The sequence below is a fragment of the Pseudomonas sp. AC247 genome, from assembly GCF_979258015.1.
In genome coordinates this window covers 6,063,774-6,083,985 of sequence record NZ_OZ409829.1, presented here as the reverse complement: position 1 = coordinate 6,083,985, position 20,212 = coordinate 6,063,774, and the positions used below count along the sequence as shown (strand labels likewise).

The window sequence follows — 20,212 nt, the reverse complement described above, 5'->3', positions numbered from 1 at the left end:
GAGCCTGCTCGCGATAGCGATTTCAGCCATCCATCAACGGAAGCGATCAACCTCGGAACGCAAATCCGCCGCCAGCTTCTCCAGCTCTTTAGCCGTAACAGCCAGGTTCGACACAACCTCACGCTGCTCACTGTTGGCCAGCGCAATGCTCTGCAAATTGCTGCTCAACAACGTCGCGGTGCTGCTCTGCTCCTGAGTCGCCGTAGTAATCGCGGCAAACTGCTGCCCCGCCGAACGGCTCTGCTCGTCAATACGCGCCAGCGCCGACGCGACATTGGCGTTACGCGACAGACCTTCCTGCATCAGCACGTTGCCCTGCTCCATGGTGCTGATCGCGTTGCCGGTTTCCTGCTGGATGCTATGAATCATGCTGGAAATCTCATCGGTGGCCTGGCGAGTACGCGAAGCCAGGCTGCGCACCTCGTCCGCCACCACAGCAAAGCCACGACCCTGCTCACCGGCACGGGCTGCCTCGATTGCAGCGTTGAGCGCGAGCAAATTGGTCTGCTCGGCAATCGAGGTGATCACGCCGACGATGCCGCCAATTTCCTGCGAACGCTGACCGAGGGTGTTGATCACGGTGGCGGTGCTGTTCAGGGCGCCAGCGATTTGCTCCAGCGACGACGAGGCCTCTTCCATCGAGCTGCGACCAATCTGTGTTTGCTGAGCATTTTCCTGCGCCAGACGCTGGGTCGCGCCCATGTTGTCGGCGATGTTCAACGAGGTCGCGCTGAATTCTTCCACCGCGCCGGCCATGCTGGTGATTTCGCCGGACTGCTGCTCCATGCCTTCGTACGCGCCGCCGGACAGGCCAGACAAGGCTTGCGCACGGCTGTTGACCTCTTCCGAAGAGCGGCGGATGTGCTCGACCATCGTCGACAGCGCTTGGCTCATCTGGTTGAACGCACGAGACAATTGACCGATTTCGTCGTTGCTCGATACGCTCAGGCGCACGCTCAGATCGCCAGCGCCCAAAGCTTCGGCCTGACGTACCAGATCGCTCAGTGGCGCCAGTTTGCTGCGCAGCAACCACACAACGGAACCGACCGCCAACAGCATCGCCAGCAGGCTGCCAATGGCCAATTGCGTGCCGACGCTCCAGGTCACTGCGCGGATTTCGGCTTTCGGCATGCTTGCCACCACCGACCACGGCCCGCCATCAAACGGCACCGCGACGCTGTAGAAATCTTCGGACTTGTCGCCCCAGAACTGACCTTTGCCCGGCGATTTCGCCAGATCCTTGATCACTGGAATCGCTTGATCCAACGCCTGCACACCCGCCGGAGCAACCAGCCATTTGCTCTGCTCATCGAGCAGCGCCAGCGAGCCGGTCTGGCCAATGCGGAAGCGCTTGAGGTTGTCGAACTGGGCATTCTGCGCGTCGGTGTAATCGAAACCGACAAACAACACCGCAATCACCTTGCCGCTGCCGTCGCGCACTGGCGTGTACTGAGTCATGTAGGAACGATCGAACAGCAACGCACGGCCAACATAGCTCTGCCCCGCCATCAACTTCGCGTACGCCGGGTGCGCGTGATCAAGCAAGGTGCCGATAGCACGGGTGCCGTCCTGTTTGGTCAGCGAGGTGCTGACCCGCACGAAGTCTTCACCACTGCGCACAAACAACGTGGCGACGCCGGCGGTCATCTGCTTGAACTCGTCGACTTCCTTGAAGTTGTTGTTCAGCACTTCGCTGCCCAAGTGCAGGCCCGGGGTTTGGGTGCCTGCCACCGTTACCGGCTCACTCGGGTGAATGCTCAAGCCGGCGCTGAAGCGCTTCTCGAACAACCCACTCAGACGCTGGGTGCTTTCACGCAGCGTGCCGTGAAAGGTACTCAGTTGGTCGGCCAGCAGCCGCGCCTCACTGGCCAGATGCTCTTCACGGGTGGCGAGGTTGGCCGAATCCAGCGAACGCAGGGCGAACACCGTACTGCCACTGATAACTATCGCCAGTATCACAGCGAGCGCGAGGCCCAGCTGCGAGGCGATCCGAGCGCGAGGTTGAGACATGCACAGCTCCTGGCCGAGCCACGGGATCCTCCTTGATCTCGACTCGGATAATTTTCTAATAGTGGGGGTGAATCGTGGATACCGGCACGACGGTTCCACTTGCTCATAGTCGGCGGTAAAACCGAATACTTGAGCGCATTGCGAGGGTATGGCGCAAGGCCTCCATTGTGGCGGCTCGAACGTTTCAGCCCAAGCGCGCAACGTCCGGCAGCTCCATGGCGCGGACTTCGCCCTGCAGGAAGTCGCTGAGGCGGCGCAAACGTTCACCTCCCGGACGGGTCTTTGGCCACACCAGGTAATAATTCAATCCACTGGCGACCGCAGTCGGCCATGGCAGGCTCAGCCGTCCTTGCGCGACATCTTCGGCGACCATCAACAGATCGCCCATCGACACACCGTAACCGCGCGCCGCCGCGATCATGCCCAATTCCAGCGTGTCGAAGACTTGCCCGCCCTTGAGCGAGACCTGATCGGACAAACCCATGTGCTCCAGCCAACTGCGCCAGTCGCGGCGATCCGGCGTCGGATGGAGCAATTCGGTGGACGCCAGCCGGGCCAGATCCCACGGTTGATCATTGAGCAGGTTCGGTGCGCCGACGGGAATCAGCTCTTCGGGAAACAGCAAGCTCGCCTCCCAGTCCGGCGGGAAATGCCCGTCGCTCAACAGCACCGCACAATCGAACGGCTCATCGTTGAAGTCTACCGAATCGACGTCCATCCACGCGCTGGTCAGTTGCACTTCGTTGCCCGGTTGCAAGTGACGGAAACGACTGAGTCGCGCCAGCAACCAACGCATGGTCAGGGTCGACGGGGCTTTCATGCGCAGGATGTCATCTTCAGCGCGCAAGGTATTACAGGCCCGTTCCAGGGCTGCAAAACCTTCACGAATACCCGGCAACAGCAAACGGGCCGACTCGGTGAGCTGCAAATGGCGACCGCTGCGGTGAAACAGCTTGCAGGCAAAGTGATCTTCGAGCGTACGAATGTGCCGACTCACCGCACTCTGGGTGATCGACAACTCCTCGGCCGCACGCGTGAACGAGCTGTGCCGCGCGGCGGCTTCGAATGCGCGCAGGGCATACAACGGAGGAAGTCGACGGGACATGCACAAGGCTCCTGCAGCGGGATACAGCGAAATGGACAGTTTCTACTCAGGATGAGTATTACTCATGCGACCCATCCTTTTTATCCCTTTGTGCAATAACTGCCAAGCGCCGAGAATCGATGCTCTCCTGTTCCCTCCGATATCGAGTGGTGATGACCATGCAGCATCCTGTGCGTACCGAACTCTGGGCCATTCTGCGGCTGGCAGGGCCGTTGATCGCTTCACAGTTGGCGCACATGTTGATGGTGCTGACTGACACCCTGATGATGGCGCGCTTAAGCCCCGAAGCGCTGGCCGGCGGCGGGCTGGGTGCAGCAACCTATTCGTTCGTGTCGATTTTCTGCATCGGCGTGATTGCGGCGGTTGGCACGCTGGTGGCGATTCGCAAAGGTGCTGGCGACATCATTGGCGCCGCACGGCTGACTCAGGCCGGGTTGTGGCTGGCGTGGCTGATGGCGTTGGGCGCTGGGTTGCTGCTGTGGAACCTGAAACCGGTGTTGCTGCTGTTCGGCCAGACCGAAACCAACGTCAACGCTGCCGGACAATTCCTGATCGCCCTGCCCTTCGCTCTGCCCGGCTACCTCAGTTTCATGGCGCTGCGCGGGTTCACCAGTGCGATTGGCCGGGCGACGCCGGTGATGGTTATCAGCCTCGCCGGCACCGTGGCCAACTTCCTGCTCAATTACGCGCTGATCACTGGCATGTTCGGCTTGCCGAAAATGGGGTTGATGGGCATCGGCCTGGTCACGGCGATTGTCGCCAACTGCATGGCGCTGGCATTGGCCTGGCATATTCGCCGGCATCCGGCCTATGACGCTTATCCGCTACGCGCAGGGTTATCGCGGCCGAATCGGCAGTACCTGAAAGAACTCTGGCGCCTCGGTCTGCCGATCGGTGGCACCTACGCGGTGGAAGTCGGGTTGTTTGCCTTCGCGGCGCTGTGCATGGGCACCATGGGCAGCACGCAACTGGGCGCGCATCAGATCGCCCTGCAGATTGTCTCGGTGGCGTTCATGGTGCCGGCGGGCATGTCCTATGCGATCACCATGCGCATCGGCCAGCATTACGGCGCCGGGCAATTGCTCGATGCACGGATGTCGGGCCGCGTCGGGATCGTCTTTGGTGCGGTGGTGATGCTCGGGTTTGCGATGGTGTTCTGGTTGCTGCCAAATCAGTTGGTCGGGTTATTCCTTGATCACAATGATCCGGCGTTTGCCGAAGTGATTCGTTTGGCGGTGAGCCTCCTGGCCGTGGCGGCATGGTTCGAGCTGTTCGACGGCACGCAGACGATTGCCATGGGCTGTATTCGCGGGCTCAAGGATGCAAAGACCACGTTCCTGGTCGGGCTCGGCTGTTATTGGCTGATTGGCGCGCCGGCGGCGTGGTGGATGGCGTTCCACTTGAACTGGGGGCCGACGGGCGTCTGGTGGGGCTTGGCGCTGGGCCTGGCGTGCGCGGCGGTGAGTCTGACGCTGGCGTTTGAGTGGAAGATGAAGCGGATGATTCGGCGTGAGCCTGTGTCATCAAGTCAGTTCACTGTCCCGCAGACCGACTGAGACACCTTGTAGGAGTGAGCCTGCTCGCGATAGCGGTGTGTCAGATAATGATGAGTTGTCTGACACACCGCTATCGCGAGCAGGCTCACTCCTACATTGATTATGTGTTCAGCTTACGATCTCAAGGGCGGGCTGTTGGCTTGAGCCGAAGGTCAGATACTCAACCAGCTCTGCCAACGGCAACGGCCGGCTGATCAGATAACCCTGCACCTGATCGCAGCCAAACCCGCGCAGCAATTCCAGTTGTTCCGGCGTCTCGACCCCTTCCGCCACCACTTCCAGGTGCAGGTTGTGCGCAAGGTTGATCATCGCGTGCACCAGTTTGCGGTTCTCTTCGCGCTGCTCCATGCCACCGACGAAACTCTTGTCGATCTTCAGCAAAGTGATCGGCAAGCTGTTGAGGTGTACGAACGACGAGAACCCGGTACCGAAATCATCCAGCGAGAAGCGCACGCCGAGCCGCCCAAGGGCATCCATGGTCTGCTTGACCAGATCGCTGCGGCGCATCACGGCGGTTTCGGTCAGTTCGAATTCCAGCCACTGCGCTTCCACACCACGCTCAGCGATCAAGCGGCTCAACGTCGGCAACAACTGACTGTCCTGAAACTGACGAAATGACAGATTGATCGCCATGTGCAACGCCGGCAGTCCGCGTTCGCGCAACGCCTGCATGTCACGCAGCGCCCGGGAAATCACCCAGTAACCCAGCGGCACAATCAACCCGCTTTGCTCGGCCAGCGGCACGAATTCACTCGGCGGCAGCAAACCACGTTCGCCATGGCGCCAGCGCACCAGGGCCTCGAGGCCGACAATCTGGCCGTCCGCAAGATTCAGGCGTGGCTGGTAATGCAATTCCAGCTCATCGCGACGCAAGGCCCGGCGCAGCTCGCTTTCGAGGTCGGCCATGCTCCGCGCGTTGCGGTTGATGCGTTCGTTGAAGATATGAAAGGTGCAGCCCTGCGTGCTCTTGGCCTGCTGCATGGCGATGTGTGCGTGCCACATCAGCGGGTCGGCACCACCCTGCGCGCGGGCATGAGCGATGCCGAGGCTGGAGCCGATGAGCAGACTTTCACCATCGACCCAATACGGTTCGGCGAGTGCTTCGGTGATACGTTCGGCCATCCACTCGGCGCGTTGCGGCGCGCGGCGGGTGTCGATCAGCAAGGCGAATTCATCGCTGCCGAGACGTGCCAGTTGATCACCGGCTTCGAGCTGACTTTTCAGCCGCGCGACGACTTGCAGGATCAAGCGATCACCCGCCTGGTGACCGAGAGCATCGTTGGCGTGGCGGAAGTTGTCGAGATCGAGATGCCCGAGGGCCACGCCACGTCCATCGTTTTCCGCGAGACGCGCAGCGAGCAAGGTCTGGAAACCCTGGCGATTGGCGATGCCCGTCAGCGGATCCTGTTCGGCCAGGCGTTGCAGAGTATTTTCGAGCACGCCGCGCTCACGCACATGGCGCAGGCAACGGCGCAGCATGCCGGCGTCGAGCGCGTCGAACACCAGCCAGTCACTGACGCCAACCGGCGCGGTGTCCGGTTCGTGTTCCAGCAGCAAGACTGTCGGCAAGCTGCAACGGCCCGGTGCCGGCTGCAACGCCGGTAGGGTCAACAGAACCGCGTGGCGGTTGTCTTCGAACAAACTGCTGACCGACTCCCAGCTCGGCGCGCTGATCAGCACCGCCGCGCTCCCCATCGGAGCCAGACACTCACGCAATAACGCTGTCCACGCTGGCTCTTCGGCCAGTAGCAGCAAACGCAAGGGTTCGACAGGCGTAGACAAGCTAGCTCCCTAGACTCTGCAATGATGTGGGCGGGGCATTATGCCGTTGCGATGTTCAATGACCAAATGACAACGGTTATCAAAACGTTATTTTGTGTCACGAATGAGAACATTAGCCGCAAAATCACCGCGCATCCTGCGTGAAAGTAACAAAACCGGCAAATTTGAATCGCGTGGTACGTCACAAGTCGGACAGAGCAGCACAAATCGCTGAGCCTGTTAAAATGCCGGCCCATTTCGTCAACGACTCCTGAATTTTCGTATGTCCCGACTCAATCCCCGGCAGCAAGAAGCCGTGAACTACGTCGGCGGCCCTCTATTGGTGCTCGCCGGTGCTGGCTCCGGCAAGACCAGCGTGATTACGCGCAAGATCGCGCACCTGATCCAGAACTGCGGCATCCGCGCCCAGTACATCGTCGCCATGACCTTTACCAACAAGGCCGCGCGCGAGATGAAAGAGCGGGTCGGCACCCTGCTGCGGGCCGGCGAAGGGCGCGGCCTGACGGTCTGCACCTTCCACAACCTGGGCTTGAACATCATCCGCAAGGAACACGCGCGGCTGGGCTACAAACCCGGTTTCTCGATCTTCGACGAGACCGACGTGAAGTCGCTGATGACCGACATCATGCAGAAGGAATATGCGGGCGAAGACGGCGTCGACGAGATCAAGAACATGATCGGCGCCTGGAAAAACGACCTGATCCTGCCGCCTCAGGCGCTGGAGAACGCGCGTAATCCCAAGGAACAGACGGCCGCCATCGTCTACACCCACTATCAGCGCACGCTGAAAGCATTCAACGCGGTGGACTTCGACGACCTGATCCTGCTGCCGGTAAAACTTTTCGAAGAACACGCCGACATTCTCGAAAAATGGCAGAACAAGGTGCGCTACCTGCTCGTCGATGAATATCAGGACACCAACGCCAGCCAATACCTGCTGGTAAAAATGCTCATCGGCAAGCGCAACCAGTTCACCGTGGTCGGCGACGACGATCAGTCGATCTACGCCTGGCGTGGCGCGCGGCCGGAAAACCTGATGCTGCTCAAGGACGACTATCCGTCCTTGAAAGTGGTGATGCTCGAACAAAACTACCGCTCGACCAGTCGCATCCTGCGTTGCGCCAACGTGCTGATCTCGAACAACCCGCACGAATTCGAAAAGCAGCTGTGGAGTGAAATGGGCCACGGTGACGAGATCCGCGTGATCCGCTGCCGCAACGAGGACGCCGAAGCCGAGCGCGTGGCCATGGAAATCCTCAGCCTGCACTTGCGCACCGACCGCCCGTACAGCGATTTCGCGATTCTCTATCGCGGTAACTATCAGGCCAAACTGATCGAGCTGAAGCTGCAGCACCATCAGGTCCCGTACCGTCTGAGCGGCGGTAACAGCTTCTTTGGCCGTCAGGAAGTGAAAGACCTGATGGCCTACTTCCGCCTGATCGTGAACCCGGATGACGACAACGCCTTCCTGCGCGTGATCAACGTGCCGCGCCGCGAAATCGGCTCGACCACCCTGGAAAAGCTCGGCAACTACGCCACCGAACGCAAAATCTCGATGTACGCCGCCACCGACGAAATCGGTCTGGGCGAGCATCTGGACAGCCGCTTCACCGATCGCCTGTCGCGCTTCAAGCGTTTCATGGACAAAGTGCGCGAGCAGTGCGCCGGCGAAGACCCGATCTCGGCACTGCGCAGCATGGTCATGGACATCGACTACGAGAACTGGCTGCGCACCAACAGCTCCAGCGACAAGGCTGCCGACTACCGGATGAGCAACGTCTGGTTCCTGATCGAGGCGTTGAAAAACACCCTTGAGAAAGACGAAGAAGGCGAAATGACCGTCGAGGATGCGATCGGCAAACTCGTTCTGCGCGACATGCTCGAACGTCAGCAGGAAGAGGAAGACGGCGCTGAAGGCGTGCAGATGATGACCCTGCATGCGTCCAAGGGTCTGGAATTCCCTTACGTGTTCATCATGGGCATGGAAGAGGAAATCCTTCCGCACCGCTCCAGTATCGAAGCCGACACCATCGAAGAAGAACGCCGCCTGGCCTACGTGGGCATCACCCGCGCGCGCCAGACACTGGCCTTCACCTTCGCCGCCAAGCGCAAGCAGTACGGCGAGATCATCGACTGCGCGCCGAGCCGCTTCCTCGATGAGCTGCCGCCGGACGATCTGGCGTGGGAAGGCAACGACGACACACCGACCGAAGTCAAAGTCGTGCGCGGCAATAGCGCATTGGCTGATATACGCGCGATGTTAAAGCGCTAGAATTGACCACTTTTTTTACTAGACCTTCGGCGCACAAAGCGCCAAAAGAGGACAGCTTCATGGAAGCATTGCAGCAGAAAATCCGCGAACAAGGCATTGTGCTTTCCGACCAGGTCCTGAAGGTCGACGCCTTCCTGAACCACCAGATCGACCCGGCCCTGATGAAGCTGATCGGCGACGAATTCGCCGCGCTGTTCAAGGATTCGGGCATCACCAAGATCGTCACCATCGAAGCCTCGGGCATCGCCCCGGCGATCATGACCGGTCTGAACCTCGGCGTACCGGTGATCTTCGCCCGCAAGCACCAGTCCCTGACCCTGACGGAAAACCTGCTGTCGGCGACCGTTTACTCGTTCACCAAGCAGACCGAAAGCACCGTGGCCATCTCCCCGCGTCACCTGACCAGCAGCGACCGCGTGCTGATCATCGACGACTTCCTGGCCAACGGTAAGGCCTCGCAAGCGCTGATCTCGATCATCAAACAGGCCGGCGCGACCGTTGCCGGTCTGGGCATCGTCATCGAAAAATCGTTCCAGGGCGGCCGCGCCGAACTGGACTCGCAAGGCTACCGCGTCGAATCGCTGGCCCGCGTGAAATCGTTGAAGGACGGCGTCGTCACCTTCATCGAATAAAGCCACACCGCAGCCCCCCTGTAGGAGTGAGCCTGCTCGCGATAGCGTAGTGTCAGTCGATATATTCGTCAGCTGAAACACCGCCATCGCGAGCAGGCTCACTCCTACAGTTGTTTTGGGTCCGGCAGTTATTGGGTGGTGGCTTTTAGGCCGGTGAGCAGCAGGCGCTGGAAGAGGTCTTCTTTCAGGCCTTCCGGGTTTGTGAGTTGCATGCGTTCGAGGTGTTCGGGGTAGAGCGATGCCTCGGGGGCGTCGAGGGCGGCTTTGCCCAGTTCGAGGATTTCGCTGAGTTTGAATTTGCTCTTCAGCCAGTTCAGCGCCCGCAGTAAATCCCGTTCGATCGCAGTGAAATCACAGCCCAGTGGATACTCCGGAAACAGGTTCGCATGCCGTGCGGCGATGGCTTGCAAACGCTGCGGCGTGTTCTCGGCGAAGCGTGGATCGAGGCGGAAATCCTTTGGCAGCTTGCCGACCTTTTGCGCTTGTTCGATCAGGCCCTGCTGGAAGCGCGAGTCACTAATGTTCAACAGCGATTCGATCACTACGGCATCAGTTTTACCGCGCAGATCAGCGATGCCGTATTCGGTCACGACGATATCACGCAGATGCCGTGGGATCGTGCAGTGGCCGTATTCCCAGACGATGTTGGAGCTGACGTCGCCCCCGGATTCACGCCAGCTACGCAGGATCAGAATCGACCGCGCATCGTGCAACGCGTGGCCCTGCGCAACGAAGTTGTACTGCCCGCCGACACCGCTGAGCACTCGCCCATCTTCCAGTTGATCCGCCACACCCGCACCGAGCAAGGTCATGGTGAACACCGTGTTGATGAACCGCGCATCGAGGCGCTGTAAACGCTTGAGTTCTTCCTGCCCGTAGAGCTCGTTGATGTAGCTGATGCGGGTCATGTTGAATTCGAGGCGTTTGCTCAACGGCAACTCACGCAGGCGCTCGTAGAAACTGCGCGGGCCGAGGAAGAATCCGCCGTGCACGGAGATACCGTCAGTTTGCGCGGCTTCGTCGAGAGTGCCGGCGTTGGCCTGTTCCTGCGTCGGTACATCGGGGTAGACCTTGCGCCGGATGATCCCGGCATCCGCCAGCACCAGCAGGCCGTTGACGAACATTTCGCTGCAACCGTACAGGCCTTTGGCGAACGGCCCGGTGCCGCCCTCGCGGTTGATCAACTGCGCCCATTGGCTGAGGTTGATGTCGTCGAGCAGCGCTTTATAGCCGGCATTATCGGCTTGACGTGCGAGCAACGCGGCAGTCAGCGCATCGCCCATCGAGCCGATGCCGATCTGCAACGTACCCCCGTCGCGCACCAGCGTACTCGCATGCAAACCAATGAAATGATCCTGAAACCCCACCGGCATGTTCGGCGTGGAAAACAGCGTGCTGCTGTCCTTCGCGTCGATCAACAGGTCGAAGGTGTCGATATCGACTTCGGCATCGCCGGGCATGTACGGCAGATCGGTGTGGACCTGGCCGACCAGCAAAATAGTCTCCCCGGCCTCGCGGCGCTTGGCGATCATCGGCAACAGGTCGAGGGTGATGTCCGGGTTGCAACTCAGGCTCAGGCGATCCGGGTGTTCGCTGCTGCTGGCCAATAACTGCGCCACCAGATTCAGCCCGGCGGCGTTGATGTCGCGGGCGGCGTGGCTGTAGTTGCTGCTGACGTAATCCTGCTGGGCCGGCGCGCTGTTGAGCAGGCTGCCGGGCTGCATGAAAAACTGTTCGATGCGGATGTTCGCGGGCAGGCTGTCGCGGTGCAGGTCGGCGAGGAAATCGAATTCCGGATAGTCACCGAAGACGCGCTCGACGAAGGGTTCGATGAAGCGCTTTTGCAAGCCGTCGCCCAGCGCCGGGCGGCCGAGGCACAGCGCGGTGTAGATCGTCAGTTGCCGCTCGGGCAAGCCTTTGATCCGCCGGTACAGCGCGTTGACGAAGTGATTGGGTTTGCCCAGGCCCAGCGGCATGCCCATGTGGATATGCGCCGGCAAGCGCGCCAGCACGTCGTCCACTGCTTGTTCGATCGAACACAACTGCACCATCTGAAGCCTCCTGCCCGTTCCGTGAATAGGGGTAGACCGAGCTTGCCGCTACTTTGCTGCAATGAACAGCCCAGCCCCTGAATCGCAGGCACAAAAAAACCGTCCGAAGACGGTTTTTTTCATCAGAAGCGCAGCTTATTTCAGGCCGGACATCTTCTGGATCGCGCCTTTCAACTCGTCATCCGAGCAATCAGCGCAGGTGCCTTTTGGCGGCATGGCGTTCAGGCCTGTAATGGCTTTTGCCAGCAGGCCGTCGAGGCCGCCCTGGTGATCGGCGCGGTCTTTCCAGGCTGCCGCATCACCGATTTTCGGCGCACCCAACAACCCGGAACCGTGGCAAGCGTTGCAATGTTTGGCAATCACTTCGTCCGGAGTCTTGGCACCGCCACCACCGCCGGCAGTCGCCGCCACTTCCATCCCTTTGCATTCCTGACCTTGAACACACACCTGGCCGACAGGCTCTAGGCGTTTGGCAATGTCGTCATTCGTCGCAGCTTGAGCGCTGACAGCCCAGAGGGCCAGTACGGTTGCTGGTGCAGCCAGCATTTTCATAATTAGATTCACGCGTTCACCCTCAATGGTGGCTATTCACGCCTGCGGCCACGGTTCGCAGGCGGGCGCAAGTATAGCGGGTAGCCCGCCACACTGAAACAACCCCATGATTAAAGGGGTCTTGTTGCGCATCGGTAAAACAGCTTGGGGGCCTTCGCCGTAATGGCCTGGCGCCTCTTTGTTTAAAAGTTTGCCGGCGTGGCTGCGCTGATTAGTCGCGCAGGCAAGTCGAACGGATTACGGAAACGATGCGGCTTGGTACTTTCAAAGTAGTAGCTGTCGCCGGCTTCGAGAATAAAAGTTTCCAGACCCACCACCAGTTCCAGACGACCTTCCACCAGAATCCCGGTTTCCTCGCCTTCATGGGTGAGCATTTCTTCGCCGGTGTCAGCACCCGGCGGGTAGATTTCGTTGAGGAACGCGATGGCGCGGCTGGGGTGCGCGCGGCCGACCAGTTTCATGGTCACGGCGCCGTCGGAAATGTCGATCAGCTCGTTGGCCTTGTAGACGATCTGGGTCGGGACTTCCTGCAGGATTTCTTCGGAAAAGAACTCGACCATGGACATGGGAATGCCGCCCAGCACCTTTCTCAGCGAACTGATCGAAGGGCTGACGCTGTTCTTTTCGATCATCGAAATGGTGCTGTTGGTGACGCCCGCGCGTTTGGCGAGTTCACGCTGGGAAAGCCCTTTGAGCTTGCGGATCGATTGCAGTCGTTCACCGACGTCCAAGGCGCGAGCCTCCTGATGTTGTAAGAATATTGAGCGTTATCATGGCGACAGCGTTCAGTATTTACAACACTTGGCCCCCGCAGCGGCGTCAACCCTCGGAATAGAGCCTTGGCACTCGACGCAGGTTGCAGAAGATCTGGTACGGGATGGTGTCGGCCCACTGCGCCACTTCACTGGCGAGAATGTTTTTGCCCCACAGCTCGACGGTCGACCCCAAACCGGCTTCCGGCACATCGGTAAGATCGATGCAAAGCATGTCCATCGACACGCGACCGATAATGCGACTGCGTTTGCCCGCCACCAGAACCGGGGTGCCGGTCGGCGCCTGACGCGGATAACCGTCGGCGTAACCCATGGCGACCACACCGATGCGCATCGGTTTGTCGGTGATGAACTTGGCGCCGTAACCGACAGGCTCACCGGCCGGCAGCTCACGCACGCAGATGACTTTCGATTCCAGGGTCATCACCGGTTGCAAACGATCCGCCACGGCGTTGGCTTCTTCGAACGGGGTCGCGCCATACAGCATGATGCCCGGACGCACCCAGTCACTGTGGATCTGCGGCCAACCGAGTACGGCGGGCGAGTTGCGCAGGCTGACTTCCGCCGCCAGGCCCTGACGCGCCGCTTCAAACACCGCAACTTGCTCGGTGCTGCTCTGCGCATGCAGTTCATCGGCGCGGGCGAAGTGGCTCATCAAGACGATTTTCGCCACTTTGCCGCTGGCCAGCAGACGTTGATAAGCCGCCGCATAATCCTTTGGATGCAGCCCGACGCGGTGCATGCCCGAATCGAGCTTCAGCCACACCGTGATCGGTTTGCTCAGCGCTGCCTGCTCGATTGCTTCGAGCTGCCAAAGCGAGTGCACCACCGTCCAGAAATCATGCTCGACGATCAGCGCCAGCTCATCGGCCTCGAAAATCCCTTCCAGCAACAACACTGGCGCACGAATGCCGGCGGCGCGCAGTTCCAGAGCCTCCTCGATGCAGGCAACGGCAAACCCGTCGGCCTCGGATTCCAGCGCCTGGGCGCAACGCACCGCGCCATGGCCATAGGCATCGGCCTTGATCACCGCAAGCGCCTTGGCGCCGGTGACTTCGCGGGCAATTCGGTAGTTGTGGCGCAGGGCTTGAAGGTCGATCAGGGCACGGGCAGGACGCATGGCGGCAGACTTCTAGGCGGTCATGGGAATAAAAACCGGCGCCGACTGACGACGTGAACCGCCAACAGCGCCGGGAGAGGGATCTTTACAACTTTTTACGGCAGCGCGGCGACGATAGAGATTTCTACCAGAATGCTCGGCTTGGCCATTTTCGCTTCGACGGTGGCACGGGCCGGCGCGGCGCCTTTTGGCAGCCACTGATCCCACACCGAGTTCATCCCGGCGAAGTGCTCATCGATGCCGTTCAGGTAAATCGTCGCCGACAGCAGGTGCTGTTTGTCAGTCCCGGCGAGGTCGAGCAGGCGCTCGATATTGGCCAGAACGTCGCGGGTCTGCTGTTCAATCCCGGCGTCGAAGTCGTCGCCGACCTGCCCGGCCAAATACACGGTGCCGTTGTGGCTGACGATCTGACTCATGCGCTCATTGGTGAGCTGGCGCTGGATTGACATGTTTTGCGGACTCCTGAATTTTGTTGCCATAACGGGAAATATCGAGGCCTTCGGCGCTAATCTGCGGCTTTTTCTTCGCCATCAGGTCGGCCAGCAAACGACCGGAACCGCATGCCATGGTCCAACCAAGCGTGCCGTGACCGGTGTTGAGGAACAGATTCTTGAACGGCGTGGCGCCAACGATCGGCGTGCCATCCGGCGTGGTCGGACGCAGACCGGTCCAGAAACTCGCTTCGGCCAGATTACCGCCCTGAGGATAAAGGTCGTTGACGATCATCTCCAGGGTTTCGCGGCGACGCGGGTTCAGCGACAGGTCAAAACCGGCGATTTCGGCCATGCCGCCAACGCGGATGCGGTTGTCGAAACGGGTGATCGCGACCTTGTAGGTCTCGTCGAGAATAGTCGAAGTCGGCGCCATCGCCGGGTTGGTGATCGGCACGGTCAGCGAGTAACCCTTGAGCGGATACACCGGGGCTTTGATGCCCAGCGGCTTGAGCAGTTGCGGCGAGTAGCTGCCGAGCGCCAGCACGTAGCGGTCGGCGGTTTCCAGCTTGCCGTCGATCCACACGCCGTTGATGCGATCACCGGCGTAGTCGAGTTTCTGGATGTCCTGGCCGAAGCGGAATTCGACACCGAGTTTCACCGCCATTTCGGCGAGGCGCGTGGTGAACATCTGGCAGTCGCCAGTCTGATCGTTCGGCAGGCGCAGGGCACCGGCGAGGATGTCAGTGACACCCGCCAGCGCCGGCTCGACGCGGGCAATGCCGGCGCGGTCGAGGACTTCAAACGGCACGCCGGATTCTTTCAGCACGGCGATGTCTTTGGCGGCGCCATCAAGCTGCGCCTGGGTGCGGAACAGTTGAGTCGTACCGAGGCTGCGGCCTTCGTAGGCGATGCCGGTTTCGGCGCGCAATTCGTCGAGGCAGTCGCGGCTGTACTCGGACAGACGCACCATGCGCTCCTTGTTCACCGCGTAACGGTTGGCGGTGCAGTTGCGCAGCATCTGTGCCATCCACAGGTACTGGTCGATGTCGGCGGTGGCTTTGATCGCGAGAGGGGCGTGGCGTTGCAGCAGCCACTTGATCGCTTTGAGCGGTACGCCCGGCGCGGCCCACGGCGAGGCGTAGCCCGGCGAGACCTGGCCGGCGTTGGCGAAACTGGTCTCCATGGCCGCAGCCGGCTGCCGGTCGACCACCACCACTTCAAACCCGGCACGGGCCAGATAGTAAGCACTGGCGGTACCGATGACGCCGCTACCCAAGACCATTACGCGCATTTTTGTATCCCTCATCGCGGCGGGGCCGCGTACGTCTGTTGTTAGAGCAATGATGCGCGCAGTGTAAAAAAGAAATGCCAGTGCTTTTCACTATATAAGCGCCTATATTTGGCGACAATTCTCGGCAAAAACCCTTTTCACGGAGGCGCATCCCCTATGCGTACCAACACTCAGACCAAACGTGAGCTGGACAAGATTGACCGCAACATCTTGCGGATCCTGCAGGCGGACGGGCGGATTTCCTTTACCGAACTGGGCGAAAAGGTCGGGCTCTCGACCACGCCGTGCACCGAGCGCGTGCGGCGTCTGGAGCGCGAAGGGATCATCATGGGCTACAACGCCCGGCTCAATCCGCAGCACTTGAAGGGTAGCTTGCTGGTGTTCGTCGAGATCAGCCTCGACTACAAATCCGGCGACACGTTCGAGGAGTTCCGCCGCGCGGTGCTGAAATTGCCGCACGTGCTGGAGTGCCATTTGGTGTCAGGGGATTTCGACTACCTGGTGAAGGCGCGGATTTCCGAGATGGCCTCGTACCGCAAGCTGCTGGGCGACATTCTGCTGAAACTGCCGCATGTGCGGGAATCGAAGAGCTATATCGTCATGGAAGAGGTTAAGGAGAGCTTGAGCCTGCCGATTCCAGACTGAGATTGGGGATTCCTGACCCGGCCCCATCGCTGGCAAGCCAGCTCCCACAGTGATTATCGGTGTTCACAACATTTGTGTACGACGCCGAACCTGTGGGAGCTGGCTTGCCAGCGATGGCGTCGACACGGTTCCGAGTGACCGTTAAACCAGCACCTGCCGATTCGCCGCCATGTACTCGAAAATCTGCTTCTCCACCCGTGGATGAATCAGCTCCACCGGCCGCCGCTCATTCGGGCAAGGCAAAGTCTTGGTCGTACCAAACAGCCGGCAAATCAACGGCCGCTCTTCATACACCGTGCAGCCATTCGGCCCCAGGTGCACACAGTTCAGCTCTTCCATCGCCGCATCCTGCTCGGCGCGGGTCTTGCGCGGCAAGCGGGCCATTTCTTCCGGCGAGGTGGTCACCGGCCCACAGCAATCGTGGCAGCCGGGCACGCACTCGAACGAGGGGATCTGCTGGCGCAAGGTGCGGACTGTCTGGCTGTTGCAGCTCATCGAAACGGTAACCAAGGTGAAATAGGCGGCAATTGTGCCGCAAAAGCCGTGATCCAGACACCGCAGGCCGACCAGTGTTGCCCCCGTTCGGGCGTGCGGCTTATGCTCCGTCAAATTTTCTCGACACCTTAGCCGTTGGATGACGCCCATGACCGCCCGCGCCCACACCTCCGCGAGCCAACCTCACGTTGCCTCTTACTACGCCGCCAGCAGCTTGCCGCAGCCGGATCATTCGCTGCTGCAAGGCGACGTGGTGGCCGACGTTTGCGTGGTCGGCGGCGGCTTTTCCGGGTTGAACACGGCGCTGGAACTGGCTGAACGCGGACTCAGCGTGGTGTTGCTCGAAGCGCACAAGATCGGCTGGGGCGCCAGCGGCCGTAACGGCGGGCAGTTGATTCGCGGCGTCGGCCACGGTCTCGATCAGTTCGCCAACGTCGTCGGCAGCGACGGCGTACGCGAGATGAAACTGATGGGCCTGGAAGCGGTTGAAATCGTCCGCCAGCGCGTCGAGCGTTTTCAGATTGCCTGCGACCTGACCTGGGGCTACTGCGACCTCGCCAACAAACCTTCCGACCTCGAAGGTTTTGCCGAAGACGCCGAAGAGTTGCGCGGCCTCGGTTATCGCTACGAAACCCGCCTGCTACAAGCCAGCGAGATGCACACCGTGGTTGGTTCCAAGCGCTACGTCGGTGGTTTGATCGACATGGGTTCGGGGCATCTGCATCCGCTCAATCTCGCGCTGGGCGAAGCGGCTGCTGCGCAACAATTGGGCGTCAAACTGTTTGAACACTCAGCAGTGACGCGTATCGACTACGGCCCCGAGGTCAAAGTCCACACGGCTCAGGGTTCGGTTCGAGCCAAGACTTTAGTGCTCGGTTGCAACGCTTATCTGAATGATCTGAATCCGCAACTCAGTGGCAAAGTCCTGCCCGCCGGCAGCTATATCATCGCTACCGAACCGTTGAGCGAAGAGCAGGCGCACAACCTGCTACCGCAAAACATGGCGGTCTGTGATCAGCGGGTGGCGCTGGATTACTACCGACTCTCGGCGGATCGGCGTTTGCTGTTTGGCGGTGCCTGTCATTACTCGGGACGTGATCCGAAAGACATCGCCGCGTACATGCAGCCGAAGATGCTCGAAGTATTTCCGCAACTGGCGGGCGTGAAGATCGATTATCAGTGGGGCGGGATGATCGGCATCGGCGCCAACCGTTTGCCGCAGATTGGCCGGCTCAATGATCAGCCGAACGTGTATTACGCCCAGGCTTATTCCGGGCACGGGGTGAATGCCACGCACCTGGCGGGTAAGTTGCTGGCTGAGGCGATCAGTGGGCAGCACAGCGGTGGGTTTGATTTGTTTGCCAAGGTGCCGCACATCACCTTCCCGGGCGGCAAGCATTTGCGCTCGCCGCTGTTGGCGCTGGGGATGTTGTGGCATCGCCTCAAAGAGTTGGTCTGAGCCCCCCTCTGTTGATCGTGTTGATCGTTCCCACGCTCTGCGTGGGAATGCATCCAGTGACGCTCTGCGTCACAGCGGACGCAGAGCGTCCGGGGCGGCGTTCCCACGCAGAGCGTGGGAACGATCGGTGTCGTTCAGATCTGCCAAAACGGCTTCAACCCCTCCTCCTGCGCCTGCTCACGCGTCAACCCGATGTCCTTGAGCTGATCCGCCGTCAGGTTCAGCAACGCCCTGCGCGTGTGCAGACGATGCCACATCAGACCCCAGCGGCTCAGGCCGGACGGTGCGTTACGCATGATCTCATTGCGCGCACGATCCTTCTGCCCTGCCGCCAGTTCCTGACTGTGTAACGTCAGCCGCACATCGCTCAAGCCGTTCATTTTTGTCGCTCCTGTTTACTTGGGTAGCCAGAGATTCCATGATGCGCGGGTGAGCAAAACCGTTACAGATTCAAAGCAACTGTATTAACTCCATACAGATTTGCCGCTCTGCGGACTGAATTGACGATTTATCTCGCATCTGTACTGGTCTTCCGAATCTTCTGCACCGAGGCAGCGCCATGACCCTCTACGTAAACCTCGCCGAATTGCTCGGCACGCGTATCGAACAAGGCTTCTATCGCCCCGGCGACCGCTTGCCGTCGGTGCGCGCCTTGAGCGTCGAACACGGGGTCAGCCTGAGCACGGTGCAGCAGGCCTATCGCATGCTCGAAGACAGCGGACTGGCCACGCCGAAACCCAAGTCCGGCTACTTTGTGCCGGTCGGTCGCGAGTTGCCGGAGCTGCCTGCCGTCGGCCGTCCGGCGCAGCGGCCAGTGGAAATTTCGCAGTGGGATCAGGTGCTGGAATTGATTCGCGCGGTACCGCGCAAGGACGTCGTGCAATTGGGTCGCGGCATGCCCGACATCAGTTCACCGACCATGAAGCCGCTGCTGCGTGGGCTGGCCCGCATCAGCCGCCGCCAGGACATGCCCGGTCTGTATTACGACAACATCCACGGCACCCTCGAACTGCGCGAGCAGATCGCCCGGTTAATGCTCGATTCCGGCTGCCAGTTGAGCGCCAGCGATCTGGTCGTGACCACCGGTTGTCACGAAGCGCTGTCCACCAGCATCCACGCGATCTGCGAGCCAGGCGACATTGTCGCGGTGGATTCGCCGAGCTTCCACGGCGCCATGCAGACCCTCAAAGGCCTCGGCATGAAAGCCTTGGAAATCCCCACCGACCCACTCACCGGCATCAGCCTCGAAGCGCTGGAACTGGCGCTCGAACAATGGCCGATCAAGGTCATCCAGCTCACCCCGAACTGCAACAACCCGCTCGGCTACATCATGCCGGAGTCGCGCAAACGCGCGCTGCTCACCCTCGCCCAGCGCTTCGATGTGGCGATCATCGAAGACGATGTGTATGGCGAACTGGCCTACACCTACCCGCGTCCGCGCACGATCAAATCCTTCGACGAAGACGGCCGTGTGCTGCTCTGCAGTTCGTTTTCAAAAACCCTGGCGCCGGGGTTGCGCATCGGCTGGGTCGCGCCGGGGCGATACCTCGAGCGCGTGCTGCACATGAAATACATCAGCACCGGATCAACCGCGCCACAGCCGCAGATCGCCATTGCCGAATTTCTCAAATCCGGCCATTTCGAACCGCATTTGCGGCGCATGCGCTCGCAATACCAGCGCAATCGCGACGTGATGATCGATTGGGTGACCCGCTATTTTCCCGCCGGCACCCGCGCCAGCCGCCCGCAAGGCAGCTTCATGTTGTGGGTCGAATTGCCGGAAGGTTTCGACACACTGAAACTGAATCGTGCGCTGCTCGACCAAGGCGTACAGATTGCTGTTGGCAGCATCTTTTCCGCCTCGGGCAAGTACCGTAATTGTTTGCGGATGAACTACGCTGCCAAGCCGACAGCACTGATCGAGGAAGCCGTGCGCAAGGTCGGCGAGACCGCAATCAGACTGCTTGCCGAAACCGACTGACTTTTTTCCAGACATCAGCGTCCATATGCCGACCTTTGCCGCCTACCGGAACAA

Annotated in this window: 17 protein-coding genes; 6 read left to right on the top strand and 11 right to left on the bottom strand. The window is 60.3% G+C overall.

Annotated elements, in window-relative coordinates; genetic code table 11:
- Positions 1–33: 33 nt before the first annotated feature.
- Positions 34–2,010 carry a methyl-accepting chemotaxis protein gene (locus tag ACZZ0B_RS27515; RefSeq protein ID WP_440096653.1) on the bottom strand — a complete coding sequence of 659 codons (1,977 nt, stop codon included), beginning with the start codon at positions 2,008–2,010 and terminating at the stop codon, positions 34–36.
- Between the two features lie 184 nt (positions 2,011–2,194).
- Complete coding sequence (locus ACZZ0B_RS27510) at positions 2,195–3,115, bottom strand: LysR substrate-binding domain-containing protein (RefSeq protein WP_463546699.1); 921 nt, start codon at positions 3,113–3,115, stop codon at positions 2,195–2,197.
- A gap of 158 nt (positions 3,116–3,273) precedes the next feature.
- On the opposite strand from ACZZ0B_RS27510, the gene ACZZ0B_RS27505 reads away from it, so the two are divergent.
- Positions 3,274–4,671: a NorM family multidrug efflux MATE transporter gene (locus ACZZ0B_RS27505; RefSeq protein ID WP_463546698.1), complete on the top strand. Its 1,398-nt coding sequence runs from the start codon at positions 3,274–3,276 to the stop codon at positions 4,669–4,671.
- Positions 4,672–4,779: 108 nt separating this feature from the next.
- Here the strand turns inward: ACZZ0B_RS27505 and ACZZ0B_RS27500 are convergent, their stop codons facing one another.
- Positions 4,780–6,453, bottom strand: a complete 1,674-nt coding sequence (locus tag ACZZ0B_RS27500) for a putative bifunctional diguanylate cyclase/phosphodiesterase (protein ID WP_463546697.1) — start codon at positions 6,451–6,453, stop codon at positions 4,780–4,782.
- 262 nt (positions 6,454–6,715) lie between these two features.
- Here ACZZ0B_RS27500 and rep point away from each other — a divergent pair, with 262 nt between their 5' ends.
- Together rep and ACZZ0B_RS27490 are read left to right on the top strand one after the other, a co-directional pair.
- The gene (gene rep, locus ACZZ0B_RS27495; RefSeq protein WP_008086063.1) at positions 6,716–8,725 is read left to right on the top strand and encodes a DNA helicase Rep; all 2,010 of its coding nucleotides are present in this window, start codon (positions 6,716–6,718) and stop codon (positions 8,723–8,725) included.
- A 59-nt stretch (positions 8,726–8,784) separates the two neighbouring features.
- A complete protein-coding gene (locus ACZZ0B_RS27490; protein WP_463546696.1) occupies positions 8,785–9,357 on the top strand; it encodes a xanthine phosphoribosyltransferase in 573 nt (190 codons plus the stop codon).
- 128 nt (positions 9,358–9,485) lie between these two features.
- Here the strand turns inward: ACZZ0B_RS27490 and ACZZ0B_RS27485 are convergent, their stop codons facing one another.
- From ACZZ0B_RS27485 to dadA, 6 genes are all read right to left on the bottom strand, one after another.
- Positions 9,486–11,408 (bottom strand): acetyl-CoA hydrolase/transferase C-terminal domain-containing protein, encoded by a 1,923-nt coding sequence (locus tag ACZZ0B_RS27485; protein ID WP_463546695.1) that lies wholly within the window; start codon positions 11,406–11,408, stop codon positions 9,486–9,488.
- Between the two features lie 135 nt (positions 11,409–11,543).
- Positions 11,544–11,960, bottom strand: coding sequence for a c-type cytochrome (locus ACZZ0B_RS27480; RefSeq protein WP_045123295.1), 417 nt, complete (start codon positions 11,958–11,960; stop codon positions 11,544–11,546).
- A gap of 182 nt (positions 11,961–12,142) precedes the next feature.
- Positions 12,143–12,691 carry a cupin domain-containing protein gene (locus ACZZ0B_RS27475; protein ID WP_008086779.1) on the bottom strand — a complete coding sequence of 183 codons (549 nt, stop codon included), beginning with the start codon at positions 12,689–12,691 and terminating at the stop codon, positions 12,143–12,145.
- A gap of 88 nt (positions 12,692–12,779) precedes the next feature.
- Positions 12,780–13,853: an alanine racemase gene (gene alr, locus ACZZ0B_RS27470; protein ID WP_463546694.1), complete on the bottom strand. Its 1,074-nt coding sequence runs from the start codon at positions 13,851–13,853 to the stop codon at positions 12,780–12,782.
- A gap of 95 nt (positions 13,854–13,948) precedes the next feature.
- Positions 13,949–14,302 (bottom strand): RidA family protein, encoded by a 354-nt coding sequence (locus ACZZ0B_RS27465; RefSeq protein WP_008086784.1) that lies wholly within the window; start codon positions 14,300–14,302, stop codon positions 13,949–13,951.
- Positions 14,274–15,578, bottom strand: a complete 1,305-nt coding sequence (gene dadA, locus ACZZ0B_RS27460) for a D-amino acid dehydrogenase (protein ID WP_064389549.1) — start codon at positions 15,576–15,578, stop codon at positions 14,274–14,276. Before dadA ends, ACZZ0B_RS27465 begins: the two co-directional genes overlap by 29 nt.
- Before the next feature lie 156 nt (positions 15,579–15,734).
- Here dadA and ACZZ0B_RS27455 point away from each other — a divergent pair, with 156 nt between their 5' ends.
- On the top strand, positions 15,735–16,223 hold the full coding sequence (locus ACZZ0B_RS27455; protein ID WP_003177284.1) for an Lrp/AsnC ligand binding domain-containing protein: 489 nt from the start codon (positions 15,735–15,737) through the stop codon (positions 16,221–16,223).
- 141 nt (positions 16,224–16,364) lie between these two features.
- On the opposite strand, the gene ACZZ0B_RS27450 is transcribed toward ACZZ0B_RS27455, so the two are convergent.
- Positions 16,365–16,718 (bottom strand): YkgJ family cysteine cluster protein, encoded by a 354-nt coding sequence (locus ACZZ0B_RS27450; protein WP_038359217.1) that lies wholly within the window; start codon positions 16,716–16,718, stop codon positions 16,365–16,367.
- Between the two features lie 148 nt (positions 16,719–16,866).
- Between ACZZ0B_RS27450 and ACZZ0B_RS27445 the strand changes: the two genes are divergently transcribed.
- On the top strand, positions 16,867–18,177 hold the full coding sequence (locus ACZZ0B_RS27445) for an NAD(P)/FAD-dependent oxidoreductase (protein WP_463546693.1): 1,311 nt from the start codon (positions 16,867–16,869) through the stop codon (positions 18,175–18,177).
- A gap of 134 nt (positions 18,178–18,311) precedes the next feature.
- Here ACZZ0B_RS27445 and ACZZ0B_RS27440 read toward each other — a convergent pair whose 3' ends face one another.
- A complete protein-coding gene (locus ACZZ0B_RS27440; protein ID WP_282353584.1) occupies positions 18,312–18,557 on the bottom strand; it encodes a DUF1127 domain-containing protein in 246 nt (81 codons plus the stop codon).
- A 179-nt stretch (positions 18,558–18,736) separates the two neighbouring features.
- Here ACZZ0B_RS27440 and ACZZ0B_RS27435 point away from each other — a divergent pair, with 179 nt between their 5' ends.
- Positions 18,737–20,158, top strand: coding sequence for an aminotransferase-like domain-containing protein (locus ACZZ0B_RS27435; protein WP_008086793.1), 1,422 nt, complete (start codon positions 18,737–18,739; stop codon positions 20,156–20,158).
- Positions 20,159–20,212 lie beyond the last annotated feature (54 nt).